At 44.1% G+C, this 13,386-nt stretch carries 14 protein-coding genes and 2 pseudogenes; 9 read left to right on the top strand and 7 right to left on the bottom strand.

Translation table 11 applies throughout. The features are described 5' to 3' along the window. The first annotated feature begins 64 nt into the window (after window positions 1–64). Both K2Q13_RS12125 and K2Q13_RS12120 read left to right on the top strand, forming a co-directional pair. Window positions 65–1,408 carry an HD-GYP domain-containing protein gene (locus tag K2Q13_RS12125; RefSeq protein WP_292921407.1) on the top strand — a complete coding sequence of 448 codons (1,344 nt, stop codon included), beginning with the start codon at window positions 65–67 and terminating at the stop codon, window positions 1,406–1,408. Between the two features lie 30 nt (window positions 1,409–1,438). Beyond that, a complete protein-coding gene (locus K2Q13_RS12120; RefSeq protein WP_292921406.1) occupies window positions 1,439–2,737 on the top strand; it encodes a GGDEF domain-containing phosphodiesterase in 1,299 nt (432 codons plus the stop codon). 252 nt (window positions 2,738–2,989) lie between these two features. Here the strand turns inward: K2Q13_RS12120 and K2Q13_RS12115 are convergent, their stop codons facing one another. From K2Q13_RS12115 to K2Q13_RS12105, 3 genes are all read right to left on the bottom strand, one after another. Next, entirely contained in the window at window positions 2,990–3,448 is a 459-nt protein-coding gene (locus tag K2Q13_RS12115) for a PEP-CTERM sorting domain-containing protein (protein ID WP_292921405.1), read from the bottom strand. A 181-nt stretch (window positions 3,449–3,629) separates the two neighbouring features. Continuing rightward, on the bottom strand, window positions 3,630–4,145 hold the full coding sequence (locus tag K2Q13_RS12110) for a hypothetical protein (protein ID WP_292921404.1): 516 nt from the start codon (window positions 4,143–4,145) through the stop codon (window positions 3,630–3,632). Between the two features lie 2 nt (window positions 4,146–4,147). Beyond that, window positions 4,148–4,753 carry a glycoside hydrolase family 19 protein gene (locus tag K2Q13_RS12105; protein WP_292921403.1) on the bottom strand — a complete coding sequence of 202 codons (606 nt, stop codon included), beginning with the start codon at window positions 4,751–4,753 and terminating at the stop codon, window positions 4,148–4,150. Window positions 4,754–4,846: 93 nt separating this feature from the next. On the opposite strand from K2Q13_RS12105, the gene mutL reads away from it, so the two are divergent. From mutL to K2Q13_RS12075, 6 genes and pseudogenes are all read left to right on the top strand, one after another. Next, on the top strand, window positions 4,847–6,640 hold the full coding sequence (gene mutL / locus K2Q13_RS12100) for a DNA mismatch repair endonuclease MutL (protein ID WP_292921402.1): 1,794 nt from the start codon (window positions 4,847–4,849) through the stop codon (window positions 6,638–6,640). A gap of 68 nt (window positions 6,641–6,708) precedes the next feature. Next, window positions 6,709–7,440, top strand: a pseudogene (locus K2Q13_RS12095) (IS3 family transposase); the annotation flags it as partial. A gap of 4 nt (window positions 7,441–7,444) precedes the next feature. Continuing rightward, window positions 7,445–7,588, top strand: a complete 144-nt coding sequence (locus K2Q13_RS12090) for a hypothetical protein (RefSeq protein WP_292921400.1) — start codon at window positions 7,445–7,447, stop codon at window positions 7,586–7,588. 48 nt (window positions 7,589–7,636) lie between these two features. Continuing rightward, window positions 7,637–8,020 carry an MFS transporter gene (locus K2Q13_RS12085; RefSeq protein WP_292921399.1) on the top strand — a complete coding sequence of 128 codons (384 nt, stop codon included), beginning with the start codon at window positions 7,637–7,639 and terminating at the stop codon, window positions 8,018–8,020. 15 nt (window positions 8,021–8,035) lie between these two features. Beyond that, complete coding sequence (locus tag K2Q13_RS12080; protein WP_292921398.1) at window positions 8,036–8,569, top strand: peroxiredoxin; 534 nt, start codon at window positions 8,036–8,038, stop codon at window positions 8,567–8,569. A 103-nt stretch (window positions 8,570–8,672) separates the two neighbouring features. Continuing rightward, entirely contained in the window at window positions 8,673–9,044 is a 372-nt protein-coding gene (locus K2Q13_RS12075; RefSeq protein WP_292921397.1) for a TraR/DksA family transcriptional regulator, read from the top strand. A 20-nt stretch (window positions 9,045–9,064) separates the two neighbouring features. Here K2Q13_RS12075 and K2Q13_RS12070 read toward each other — a convergent pair whose 3' ends face one another. From K2Q13_RS12070 to K2Q13_RS12055, 4 genes are all read right to left on the bottom strand, one after another. Next, entirely contained in the window at window positions 9,065–9,613 is a 549-nt protein-coding gene (locus K2Q13_RS12070) for a Smr/MutS family protein (RefSeq protein WP_292921396.1), read from the bottom strand. Window positions 9,614–9,656: 43 nt separating this feature from the next. Next, entirely contained in the window at window positions 9,657–10,607 is a 951-nt protein-coding gene (trxB, locus tag K2Q13_RS12065; RefSeq protein ID WP_292921395.1) for a thioredoxin-disulfide reductase, read from the bottom strand. Between the two features lie 5 nt (window positions 10,608–10,612). Next, window positions 10,613–11,221 carry a protocatechuate 3,4-dioxygenase gene (locus tag K2Q13_RS12060; RefSeq protein ID WP_292921394.1) on the bottom strand — a complete coding sequence of 203 codons (609 nt, stop codon included), beginning with the start codon at window positions 11,219–11,221 and terminating at the stop codon, window positions 10,613–10,615. A 425-nt stretch (window positions 11,222–11,646) separates the two neighbouring features. Next, entirely contained in the window at window positions 11,647–12,294 is a 648-nt protein-coding gene (locus tag K2Q13_RS12055) for a PEP-CTERM sorting domain-containing protein (RefSeq protein ID WP_292921393.1), read from the bottom strand. 823 nt (window positions 12,295–13,117) lie between these two features. Here K2Q13_RS12055 and K2Q13_RS12050 point away from each other — a divergent pair. Continuing rightward, a pseudogene (locus tag K2Q13_RS12050) lies at window positions 13,118–13,386 on the top strand (hypothetical protein); the annotation flags it as partial.

Genomic DNA, 13,386 nt, shown 5'->3' with positions numbered 1-13,386 from the left:
TTCCTCTGTGTTTTTATTGAACTAATTATGAGCCACACTTTATTATTCTACCAATTATTCTGTGATGATAAGCGATAGTACCATTGAGGTTTCCGTTAATGACTTGCAGCTCGGCATGTATGTCAGTGACCTTGATCGTCCTTGGCTTGAAACAGCTTACCCAATTCAAGGCATCCTGATTCAATCACAGCATGATATTAACGAGCTCCAGCGCTACTGCAAACATGTTTACGTGGACATCGACAGAAGCGAATCATTCGCTGCTCGATCACACCTCTCAAGTACCCTCCACCACCCTCAGGCTGTTTCAAATCAGGGTAAGCCATTAGCATCGCATGAACCGAGCGCCTCATTTCATGTCACCTCCACAGCTTCAGATCGTGGCAAGCCACCAAAATTGCATGAGACTAAATCGCTCGACTCACTACTGCAACGCGTTAATACCTACAGCGACATCTGCACAGCAGAACAAGAAATCCCTGCGGCCACCAAAGCGTATAATACCGTTTCCATGTTATTTAGCGATATCAATACCAACCTGGAATGCAATATTCAAATCAATATGCGCGTAGCGCATGAAGTGGTCGACACATTACGTGAAAGCATTATTCGTAACCCCGATGCAGCATTACTACTGGCACAGCTTAAAACCACCGGAAAAGAACTCTATGACAATGCCATTAAGACTTCGGTGCATCTGCTTGCTTTCGGCCGTCATCTCGGCTTGCCCCACAAGGAAATGACAATTCTCGGCTTGGGTGGATTACTAATGGATATCGGCAAACAACGCCTGCCAAAAGAAATCCAGGGCAAAAGAAATATATCGCTCGCACCGAATGAACGCAAGTTGATGAAACAGCACATCGCGTATGGAGAAGAAATTATCGCTCAGCTAACTGATGCACCGGAAGAAGTCATAAAAATTATTTTACAGCATCATGAGCGCGAAAACGGCAACGGTTATCCTTCTGGATTATACGCCAACCAATTACATCCTTATGCGCGCATGGCCGCCATTATCGATTGCTATGAGGAACTTATCTGGGGAGAATCGCGCATGCCAGGTATGAAGCCTTTTCAGGCGCTAAAAGAACTTAAAGATAATGCGCAAAACGGACTCAATTATATTTTGGTGGAGCAATTTTCTCACTGCATCGGCATGTTCCCGGTAGGCAGTCTGGTTGAACTAAACAGTGGCGAAATTGCTATTGTCCTCACCCACAATCGCACGCAACGATTTCTTCCTCAAATCATGATCATCTGTGATGCTCAGAAGAAACCCTATGAGCACCCTGCAACCTTAGATCTAAGAACCGCTGGCAAAAATCCAGGGGGGGTTGCGTACGTCATCGTAGATGATCTCCCCCAGGGCGCATACGGAATTGATCCAAAGAAATATTATTTATAAACATCCAAAATCTATCATTACATTAAATCTATGACCATCCTCGCTTATCAACACTTTCTGCAACAAGCTTCACGAAGATTACATGATGAATGCCAATTGGGTCGTCGCAATGCCGTACTGATCATCAACTTTGAGCGGCTAGTAGAATTGGATGGCATCCTTGGATTTACCATTGTTGATAATATTTTACAGAAAATTGCCCAACAATTAAAAAATGCTCTGAACCCAAGCGATATGGTCGGCATCACCGGACGATATCAAATAACCTGTTTACTGGTCGATCTACTTACCGATGCACATGCCATGCTGGCCGCCCATAAAATCCTGCGAATCCTGGCACCTCCATTCGAGCTTGATAGAAAAAATATCATCCTGGTTCCGCGTTTTGGCGTGGCAGTGAACAATGGAAGCAGTTACGCGTTAGATCAATTGATGTGTAACGCAAGCGCGGCTGTGCGCCAAGCAAAACTGGAGCAACTTCCGATCAAGCTCTTTCACGCCGAAATGCAAGATCCGCTAATGTTCCAGATTGATCTCTGGTCAGATTTAGGTCACGCCATCGATAACGGCGGATTGTATTTAGGTTATCAACCCCAGATCGATATTGCCAGTGGTAGGATCAAAGCCACTGAAGCCTTGCTAAGATGGCATCATCCACATCATGGACCGATCCGTACCGATAAATTAATCCAACTTGCTGAAGGTACTTCGCTCATGCCCAAACTCACGCTATGGGTTTTCCATACCGCATTAAGGGAATGTTCCGAATATCGCAGAGCAGGATTAGACGCCGGTGTTTCGATCAATTTTTCTGCTGACGACCTACGCGATCCTGAACTTACCGAACTCGTTCTGCAGGGCTTATCTCTCTGGAACGTACCGCCAGAAGATATCACCATTGAACTGACCGAAACAGCTGTTATGGATAATCAAGCAGGAACACTGGACACCTTATGTCAACTCAAGGATATGGGACTGAAACTGGCCATGGATGACTTTGGAACCGGTTATTCATCAATGGCACGCATGCTGGATTTACCTCTGGACGAAGTCAAGATCGACATGGTATTTGTCCGGCATATGACAACGCATCATAAACATGACCGGATCGTCGACTCGATGATCAATCTTGCACACCGGCTGAATCTATCCGTAGTTGCCGAAGGTGTGGAAGATATTGCAACCTACGAACGCCTGCGCACATTGGGATGCGACGTCATTCAAGGCTATCTTATTGGCAAAGCCATGCCACTGCCGGAGCTCATCAGAACTATCAGCAATCAATCCCCTACCTACCACTTGCAGACAGCATCACAAACAACCGCATAAGAAGAATCTCTGATCGCACTGGGATTGATAAGTTACTCAGCATTCAGAAGCATTGGGAAATAAAAGCGGAAACCAAAGTTCCCGTTACAGTCTCAATCTCCACAAACAGGATGTTGAAAAACTATCTGCATTGCTGCTGCGGTGTTAAAAACAGGTTCAGAATGCTCATTTATTATGCATAAATTGCCTTTTTTACCTGTTCTTGCCTTGCATCAGCCGCATCTAAAACATTTTTCAACATGTCCGATAAAATCACACGATTGCTTCTTTTCTACGCCGCGCCATGAATCCGATTAAACCTAAACCAGCTAACAACATTGCATAGGTTTCTGGCTCTGGAACGAGTGAAATATTGTCCACAATTTCTATTAAACCAGTAGAAGCAACTCCACCACCCGTGAATGGATTAAAAAAAGAATCGGTATAAGAGAAGATTGCTGAATCAAAAGAAGCGCCATTAAAACTAATCGACTGATTCATCAGGTCATCACGATTAAGAACAACCGTCGAGAAACCTACTAAAGTAGCATCATTGTATACTTGTAACAATGCCAGATCTCCTGGGTTCGTATGGCTCGGCTCGTCATTTCCAAAATCCATGCCAATGAAATTGGTTGGAGCAAAGGTCATTCTTAATGCATTACCATTTACATCATCAAATGCGCCAATCGCATTACCAATGCTTTCTTCACCATAGTCCTCAACCGCCATGATACCGGTTTCTATCGTATTAAAATCTCAAACAACCTTTACAATATATACAAATCAATAGTCTACTCAATTTCTTATCAACCAGAAGCACCCTAAAACTACGTCATCTTTTGTGATCAAATTTTCCAGCGCTTTTACCAAATCCATCCGTCCCAAGTACTCTAAAAATTCTTATTCTTACTTAATCAAGCCCCGGAATCTCAAATTCATTTCGATCAATTGATAATCCGGCGCGAGTAAAAAACTCTGCACTGATTCTTGAGACAGGCACATCCTGGCATTCGAGATTGGCGATCACTTGATGGTTTCTCTCCACCGCAACGCCGTCTTTCGTCCCCCAATCCTTACCGATCGCGGTATATACGATGTAATGATACTGCCCGTTGATAAAGCGCAAGTAACCGCCGCCGCCGCCCCCAAATATCAAGGTGCGTGCCTGGATAAACTGAGCAGCTGGAACTGATGCGTCATTCACAACCGGAAATGTCAGTTCAAGCATGCCAAGTGGTCCGAATCGATATTGCAGATAGCCGCTGTTAGCGGAAAAATCATTCGAGGCGCAGACTGAAACTGTTCTCTCGCCCAGTGAGCAGGTAAATATCACTTGCTCTTGCCCTTGGCAGTGCGATTCCGCTGCATCCACCGCAGCAGCCAGAAAAAACAGGATTATGAAGCCGCCAAAGCCAACAGCTGCCATTCTCAAGCCAATAGTAAAGCGTAATAGTTTTTAAAATGCTCGATGCGATCCTCCAAGCCATTGAGACCACCATTTACTTTCTTGGTTATTTTCGTCACCACATCATCGCTGGCACCTGCATCGGCCAATGCGTTGAGTGACCGAGTATCCCAGAACCATGCCGCCGACAACAAAGGGTACTGCGATGCCACCAAGTCGGGATTGCCCAAAATATCATCGCTAACACTGTTAGCAAAAGCACTGTAGTTGTCTTTGCCAGTCAACTGGATATACCCTCTGCCGCGGTATTTATATCCCTCCTTGCTGGCTTCGTTGCCATTACCTATTCTGCCGCCATAAACTCGGGATGCTATTTTCTCTGGCTGACGCGCATAATTTTCCGCTAAATTCCCCGGAAAATACCTGGGGAATACTGTTTTCAGACCTGCGGCAGAATAATTCAAATTTTCTTCTCGTGCTTTAAACTCCGCACTTTCATGCGCACACTGCGCGAGAAAGTGTGCCAGGCGCAAGGATGTATTGATATTAAACTTTTCCGCACAATCAGGAACTTGATCAAGCACGGCATCTGGAACATGGGTTTTTAATCGATCTAGTGCTAACATCATTCCCCCCAATTTTATGCAGTTAATGATTCTGCCAAAGTACAATGAATACTCAGTTACGCATTATAATCACAATTTTTAAAGCACCTGCTGAATATGGCCACGATTAAACCGCTTCCCGAGTTGTTAATCAATCAAATCGCTGCTGGTGAAGTGATTGAACGCCCAGCTGCTGCGCTTAAGGAAATTCTTGAAAACAGTGTTGATGCGGGCGCTAGGAAAATTACCGTACAACTTCAGCAAGGCGGCGTGAAGCAAATTCGCGTCGCTGATGACGGCGCTGGCATTGCCAAAGATGAATTGCAGTTAGCCTTGATGCGCCACAGCACCAGCAAAATCAGCACGCTGGAAGATTTGCATCAGATCACCAGCCTGGGCTTTCGTGGTGAAGCGTTAGCTAGTATTGCAGCGGTTTCACGGTTGACCTTGACTAGCCGTCACGCAGAGCAAAGCCATGCCTGGCAAATTCTGGTAGAAGGCAAAACAATCTCGCAGCCCAAGCCCTCGTCATTGGCACAGGGCACTACGTTGGATGTCAATGATTTGTACTTTAATATTCCTGCTAGACGCAAATTTCTGAAGTCGGAAGCCACCGAATTTGCGCATTGCGACGAGACCTTTAAGCGCATTGCCTTATCGCAAGCGAGCATTGAATTCGTTCTACAACATAATGGCAAAGCACGGCGGCATTTACGTGCGGGCGATTCAGCGCAAAGAATTGCAGCGGTGTTAGGGGAAGAATTCAAACAAACTGCCGCCTGGGTTGACGAACAGTCAGCCGAGATGCATTTACACGGCATGGTTGCGTTACCGGCTTATGCGCGTTCATCGCGCGATACGCAGTATTTCTTTGTCAACCATCGTTTTGTCAACGACAAGCTGATTTCGCATGCGCTGCGCGAAGCGTACCGGGATGTGCTGCATCTGGACCGGCATCCGGCTTTCGTTCTGTTTCTTGACCTTAATCCGGAAGGCGTTGATGTCAATGTACATCCGACCAAAACAGAAGTGCGTTTCCGCGAACCGCGTGCGCTGCATCAATTTATTTTTCATGCAATCAACAAAGCACTGGCTTCACCGCAAACAGAGTCACAGTCTAAAGAACCAACACCAATCGCTCGATCTTATCCGGCTTATCCAAAAACTGGGCAAGCTCAAGCCGGTATGGTATCGCAACCGGCCAGCTTTTACGGTACTTTGTTTAGCACGGAAGTTCGTTCTATTCCTACAGTCCCGACTAACCTAACTCCTGTCATACCGACAGCAAGGACTGATCAATCCATCACAGTGGAAGAAACTCAAGACAACCATCCGCTCGGTTTTGCGTTGGGGCAACTGCACGGCATTTACATTCTGGCGCAAAACGTGCGGGGACTGATAGTTGTCGACATGCATGCCGCACATGAACGGATTATGTATGAAAAACTCAAACAAGCGCTTGATCAGCACGAAATACCGAGACAACCGTTGCTCATTCCGGTCACCTTTTATGCCAACCAGCTGGATGTCACCGTGATCGAAGAAAACCAAGCAATCCTGGATCAACTGGGATTTGAGATCGCAGTGCTTTCGCCAACTACTGTGGCAGTGCGCGCAGTGCCAGCTACACTGCAACATGCCGATATTGCACAGCTTGCGCGCGACATTCTGCACGAAATCCGCGAATACGGCGCCAGTCAGATTCTAACCGCCAAACGCAATGAAATACTAGCAACGATGGCTTGCCACGGCGCAATTCGCGCCAACCGCAAGCTGACCCTTGAAGAAATGAATGCCTTACTGCGTGAAATGGAAATGACCAAACGCGCCGATCAATGCAACCACGGCAGACCCACTTGGTTTGAAACCAGCCTATCTGATCTGGACAAGTTGTTTATGCGCGGAAAGTAAACAAGCTGTTACTGATCCGCAAGTATTTTGGCAAATCCTTCGTCCATATTGATTTTCGTGGCATTTGCCAGATGATTGTAAAACACCGCCATACCCGACGTCGCAATTATAGCGCTATGCGCTTGCATAGTGAATTAACTGATTACGGTGTACAGACCACGCAATACCGTGTTCGGGCATTGCGCAAGAAGTTGGGTTTGCGTTGTAAGCAAAAACTGAAATTCAAAGTAACGACCCATTCTAAACATAATTTGCCAATTGCACCCAATATTCTGAACCGGGAATTTTCTGTTAACGCACCGGGTAAAGTGTGGGTCAGTGACATCACCTATATCCCTACAGACGAGGGTTGGTTGTATTTAGCTGGAGTAAAAGATTTGTTTAATGGAGAACTGGTCGGTTATGCGATGAATGAGAGAATGACAAAGGACTTGGTTATACAAGCCCTGTTTCGTGCAACAGCCAAAAAATATCCGGATAAAGGACTCATTGCTCACTCAGATCGCGACAGCCAATACTGTGCACATGATAACCAGAAGCTATTGAAGCAATTTGGCATGCTCGCTTCCATGAGTGGCAAAGGCGATTGCTACGATAATGCCCCGATGGAAAGCTTCTGGGGAATACTTAAAACCGAACTGGCGTATCATCGAAAATTCAAAACACGACAACAAGCAATTCAGGAAATTACCGAATACATAGAAATCTTTTATAACCGACAGTGTGAGCAAGAAAGACTTGGCTATCTATCACCAGCAGAATTTACCCAGCGATACTATGCAAATCTAGCTGCTGCTTAACTACATGGACTCCAATATCACAGCACATATCACAGCATTATTTATTGGTATTGATGGTGTTCCACGTTTGCACGCTGCTTCTGAAACTTTTATTTTACTATTTGGTCATGAATTAGGCGTTAGTGTTATTAAATTGCTACTGTTGTGATCAGCAGTTAATCTTGCTAAGGCCATTACTTCCTCGCAGGGAAGGCAATTGGCGGATCATTTTGGCCGCGGCGCTTTGATTCTGATCGGTTGGTCAGCCCTTGCCATTCCGTTTATGGCTATAAGCCAGGTGACAACCAATATCGGATTATGGGTAGTAAGTATTTGTTATGGCTTATGTATGGGTATGAAAGAAGATGCCGAACGTGCATTAATTAGTGATTATGCAACACCCGATGAGCGTGGCACTGCTTTTGGCTGGTATCATCTTATCAGTGGTATCGCCGCCATTCCTTCAGGATTATTGTTTGGGATAATATGGCATGTATACAATGCGGCGGCAGCATTTTTATTTGCCAGCATATTGGCGTTACTAGCCATAGCATGGCTACGATTGTGGGCTTGGCCTGCGCGGCATAAATATAACAAATGAGGATGGATAAGTATCATGGAATGGTTAGCTATTATCTTGTCGATAATCACAGTGGGATTCATGTTCTGGTTTTTTTCCACAACTAAAAAAGCACTAAAGCTGGGTCAGCCTGCACCTGAATTCAGCCTGACGGATCAATCTGGGGAAATACATACTTTGGCAGATTTCCATGGTAAATGGCTGGCGTTATATTTTTATCCGAAAGACGACACGCCCGGGTGCACCAAGCAGGCTTGCTCTTTTCGTGATGACCTTCAGCAGTTAACTGACTTGGGCGCCGAAGTGATTGGTGTAAGTGTGGACGACACAAATAGTCATGCTGAATTTTCTAAAAAATTTCATCTGCAATTTTCTCTATTGGCGGACACCACTACAGAAACGGCCACTCGATATCATTCGCTAATCAATCTGGGCATTATCAAGTTTGCCAAGCGCAATACATTTTTGATCGATCCACACGGAAAAATTGCACGCATGTATTTATCGGCTAGTGCAGCACGCAATTCTTCCGAGGTAATTGCAGATTTGAAACAGTTGCAAGCAATATAGGGCATAGTACACTGTCTATAGATTTACACTCTTTTGATTTTCATCAAAGATTAGAAATTACATCTCAGACAACATGTAAGGCATAACAAGAAATGGAGGCAGAATGGCAAATTTTAGTGAAGAGCAATTAATCCAGTTGAAAGCTGCGTTACATAAGCGTTATCTAGGTCTACAAAAAGAAATACGTAACGAGCTTGCACACACTCAAGATATCAGTGATGCTGAGCTAGCAGAGTATGTAAACAATATACCGGACGACATTGATACGGCATTAGTCGACCGGCAAATCAACGAAATGCGCGAACTGGAGATGTCGATGAAGTATCTAAGCGAACTAGAATTCGGTGACTGTATCGATTGTGGTAACGAGATCGGGTTTGAGCGATTGCTAGTATATCCATCCGCACAACGTTGCATTCAGTGTCAAGTTCAATACGAAAAGGCTTTTCCGCAAGAGTCAAATCCTTCATTATAATTGTTAAATACTTTACCAGTTTATACTTTAGATTTGAGCAAAATGAGGATAGCGCCTCCTCCTCCGTCTTCCGGTCTTGATTGGCAAAAAGCCAATACATCTGAACGCTGCATCAGCCAATTTCCAACTCTCGTTTTTAAAACTGGCTCACGGTTTCTGGAACTCAATCCCTTACCGTGAATGACACGAACACAACGAAATTTTTGTTGTACACAGATACCCAGAAAATCACCTAATTCCTGTCTGGCTTCATCACGCGTATATCCATGTAAGTCGAGACTATCCTGAATCCTCCAGTAACCGCGCCGCAAACGTCGCAAGGTTTGATGCGACATGCCCGGCCGCACAAAAGACCACCCATCTCCCGCTTCGATTTCAACGAAAACATAGTCTGTTAGCGCATCTTCTAACGTTGCATTTTCCTGACTCTTATTTTTGCGTGGAAACGGTGAAGTTTTAATGCCGCCGGAAATTATTTTATCTGAGGCTGGCAATCGCGCCACATCACTCATTGCTGCCTGAAACAGCGATATTTCATCCTCATCCACAACAGAATCTTTTTTAGGCATCTAGTTTCGTCAACAAGCAGTTGTTGAGTCTAAGATTCAATAACTATTTCAAGTTATCCAGATATTTTTCCGCATCCAGTGCCGCCATACAGCCGCTGGCAGCACTAGTTACCGCTTGGCGATAGATGTGATCCTGCACATCGCCCGCAGCAAATACGCCGGAAATGTTAGTAGCTGTCGCATTACCTTGATCACCACCGTGAGTAACAATATAGCCATTATCCATTTGCAATTGTCCAGCAAAAATATCGGTATTGGGTTTATGACCGATAGCGATAAAAACACCTTGTAAATCTATTGCTTGCGTAGAATCATTCTGAGTATTTTTAATGCGCATGCCGGTAACTCCGGATTGATCGCCCAGCACTTCATCCAGTACATGGTTCAGTTTTAATTTAATATTACCGGCGCGGGTTTTTTCCATTAACTTATCAATCAGAATTTTTTCCGAGCGGAACTGATCACGCCGATGCACTACTGTCACGCTGCGGGCAATATTCGAAAGATACAATGCTTCCTCCACTGCCGTATTGCCACCACCGACAACGGCAACATCTTGTCCTTTATAGAAGAAACCATCGCAAGTTGCACATCCTGACACACCGCGCCCCATAAATGCTTCTTCGGAAGGTAACCCAAGATATTGCGCAGATGCGCCAGTGGCAATAATAAGTGCCTCACAGGTATACGTCCCCTGATCACCAATCAAGGTAATCGGTTTTTCTGTCAGTTTTGCGGTATGGATATGATCAAAAATGATTTCAGTATCAAAACGCTCCGCGTGTTTCTGAAAACGTTCCATCAATTCCGGTCCTTGCACACCCATTGCATCGGCTGGCCAGTTGTCCACATCGGTTGTTGTCATTAATTGTCCGCCCTGAGCCAAGCCGGTGATCAAAACCGGATTCAGATTGGCGCGTGCCGCGTAAACAGCGGCAGTATAACCAGCCGGCCCAGAGCCAAGAATAAGCAATGAATTGTGTTTGGTTGTCATAAATATCATTTACGGAGTAAATCGAGGACGATATTGTACTCGTAAATGATTAAATTTCCTTGCTGACCGATTTCTCTGGCCACCATAGCCGATTGTTCACTGGTGGACTTTTGATTCAGCAATAAATCCTTCTTGTTCAATTCCTGATTGGGAAAATACATCTGCGTTGTAAGAGGGGAATAATTAGGTTTAAAAATCTTTAAATGGATATGCGGAGGTCGAACCCAAGTTCCGCTAGCCGGATAAGCGCCGGGCATTACGGTCTTAAAGCGAAAAGAACCCTTATCATCAGTCTTGATAACCGCCCACCCTTGGAAGTTCTGATCCAGCCTTGCTTTATTAGGATCACGCGGATGACGATAACGACCATTGGCATCTGCTTGCCAAATATCAAGTAGCGCATTTTCAACTGGATTACCAAAGATATCGGTTACACGTCCACCTATCACGATATGTTGACCGCTGGCATTGCCAACGTATCCATCTATTTGTGTTAGGTCATCATCCTTATCTTTCTGATTTTTTACCGGATAGAATGGACCTTCTGTCTCTTTGGGCGTGGGCATTAGCGCTAATACTTTAGCAAAACTATTACTGCCAAGCGCACTAGCCATGCTGCTCAGAGCACACAATTTAATCACTTTCCTTCGGGAAATATTTTTCATGCTGAATGACTCGACCGCTTTATGAATTCTATTATAATTTTTTAGAGCAGCGATATGAATAAAAATTCAGATGAGAAAACCGATTTAATGGATATCCGATACATTTGCTACGTAAAATTCTTGTGTACACATCCCTCATTTGCATCAGAATCTGTCGCAAGAAAGAACATTAAGCACTAGGGCATAAGTTTCAAATGTAAACTGGCCCTATTTCCTCATTGATTCCGTAAATAGCGCAATAAAGCACCCCGCCGCAAGCAGCGAGGTATTAAAAGCGCTCTTCAGACTGCTGGTTTTCAACCAGCCTTCGCCCCAAGGGGCGAGGAATTAAACCCGGAAGAGATTAAACAGGAAAAATGTATGCCTCCAGTTTACTATGCGCTAATCTTTCTAGATCGCGCCGCAAAAGCTATCAACCCTAATCCTACCAACAACAAGGCATAAGTTTCTGGCTCAGGTACTGGACTTATGTTCTCAGCCAACAATGACGACGCATTAATGTTTGTAAATACAAATGCTTGATCATTATAATCAAGATCTCCGCCGCCATATAAGTCTTCAAATCCCACATAGGTACCAGCGGGAATGCCAAGAATTTCATCTCCAGAAAAACCGGCTGAGTAAATGTGATTCATTCCATCAGCATTAGATGCGGAATTGGAGTTCCAAACATTCCCAGTATCTAGAACATTTAGTTGGAATGTAAGAACATCCCCTGCATTGACGTAACCAAGATTAACAAAATCGCCCACACTTGAAGTTTGATTATTTAAAACACCTAGAGATGACTCTGGTGTAACTACTCCATTTACGAGTAATGATAAAGTATTGGTATAAGATGCTGAGCTTGATTGGAAGTAAGCACCGATATAACCGGTTGTTGTTGCTGTGAAGGTGTAAGTATTCTGAACAGGTGCCCCTGCATCTGCATATGAAGTCGAAGCCGCTTTTACATGGGCTATCGAAAACAGACCAGACCAAAGAATCATAGACACTGTTAATAATCGTAAAGAATTTTTCATTGTATTGCCCCAAAAACTAATTGTTAATAAAAATTGCAAAACACATTAAGGAAACTTTGAATAAGCCGATTATATTTATGGTTGGAGAATCTCACAGCAAGCGTAATAAGTTACCGTTCGCTTCGAACTCTTCGAAAGACTTAATCAGAATCACCCACGCAGATATAGTAGGCTCAATATTCAGCTGAGAATAGAGACGAGTATCCTGAAAACATACTGCAAGAAATAGGGAAATGTCCTATAAAAGTCCTAAGTCAAATTGAGCTAATCACTGCGTGTTTGATACAGTTTCAAATTTTTTATCAGCTGATCATTATTCTTTTTAATTCTCGATCACCGCACACCTTTTCATGTTCGAAACAGAAACAAACATCACCACAAAATAATTCATTATATTGATATTACGCATCAATTTTTAATAATTACTTCGCATATCGGGTGCACCATAGTAGTAAAAGAAAGGTCAATTACCTTTGTTCTAATAAACACAGGGAATGGGAGATTTATCGCAATTGATACTAAATTACTAGTCAACTTGTCCTATAAAACTCCTGGGTAAATCAGCAGCATAACCTAGTAGTTTTGCAGTCTTTTTATGTTCACTTTTTTGACATGTTTTTAGCGATTGATCAGAATTAAGTCTATTTTGTGTGTTATGTACAGCATTCTCGGCACCAAGCAAAGCTTGGTTTATTGATTGTTACCACGATGAAGGTCGTCCGGTAGCCCCCCCGAAAAATAACGGAGATCAAAAGTAGAATCTTCTTGTAATGAATAAACAGTAGGTTCTGCAATGAAATAATCGAGATTCAGTGATAGCCAGATCAAGGCGATTCTCAAACAGGCGGAGTCAAGCGAACCTGCACCTGATCGGCGCGATATGGCCAAACAGGCAGTTAAGCAAAGAAAGATCCGTATCCGTTTGGCCTGTAAGACCTATGATATCAGTGAAAACTGCTACCGCTATCGAGCTAGGCTCAGCGATGATAATCGTACCATCGCTGATTTGCTGCTACGGCTGACACACAATCGGAGAAACTGGGGCTTTGGTTTATGCTTCCTGTATCTGCGCAATGTAAAAGGATATCCCTG

Source organism: Nitrosomonas sp. (assembly GCF_019752095.1).
GTDB lineage: Bacteria > Pseudomonadota > Gammaproteobacteria > Burkholderiales > Nitrosomonadaceae > Nitrosomonas.
Note: the sequence above shows the minus strand (reverse complement) of the source record. Positions and strands in the feature narration are given on the sequence as shown.

Bases quoted from the DNA above. Each gene is read 5' to 3' on its own strand.
- K2Q13_RS12125 (WP_292921407.1), top strand. From the start codon at position 65: ATGATAAGCGATAGTACCATTGAGGTTTCCGTTAATGACTTGCAGCTC.
- K2Q13_RS12120 (WP_292921406.1), top strand. From the start codon at position 1,439: ATGACCATCCTCGCTTATCAACACTTTCTGCAACAAGCTTCACGAAGA.
- K2Q13_RS12115 (WP_292921405.1), bottom strand. From the start codon at position 3,448: ATGGCGGTTGAGGACTATGGTGAAGAAAGCATTGGTAATGCGATTGGC.
- K2Q13_RS12110 (WP_292921404.1), bottom strand. From the start codon at position 4,145: ATGGCAGCTGTTGGCTTTGGCGGCTTCATAATCCTGTTTTTTCTGGCT.
- K2Q13_RS12105 (WP_292921403.1), bottom strand. From the start codon at position 4,753: ATGATGTTAGCACTAGATCGATTAAAAACCCATGTTCCAGATGCCGTG.
- mutL (WP_292921402.1), top strand. From the start codon at position 4,847: ATGGCCACGATTAAACCGCTTCCCGAGTTGTTAATCAATCAAATCGCT.
- K2Q13_RS12090 (WP_292921400.1), top strand. From the start codon at position 7,445: ATGGACTCCAATATCACAGCACATATCACAGCATTATTTATTGGTATT.
- K2Q13_RS12080 (WP_292921398.1), top strand. From the start codon at position 8,036: ATGGAATGGTTAGCTATTATCTTGTCGATAATCACAGTGGGATTCATG.
- K2Q13_RS12075 (WP_292921397.1), top strand. From the start codon at position 8,673: ATGGCAAATTTTAGTGAAGAGCAATTAATCCAGTTGAAAGCTGCGTTA.
- K2Q13_RS12070 (WP_292921396.1), bottom strand. From the start codon at position 9,613: ATGCCTAAAAAAGATTCTGTTGTGGATGAGGATGAAATATCGCTGTTT.
- trxB (WP_292921395.1), bottom strand. From the start codon at position 10,607: ATGACAACCAAACACAATTCATTGCTTATTCTTGGCTCTGGGCCGGCT.
- K2Q13_RS12060 (WP_292921394.1), bottom strand. From the start codon at position 11,221: ATGGCTAGTGCGCTTGGCAGTAATAGTTTTGCTAAAGTATTAGCGCTA.
- K2Q13_RS12055 (WP_292921393.1), bottom strand. From the start codon at position 12,294: ATGAAAAATTCTTTACGATTATTAACAGTGTCTATGATTCTTTGGTCT.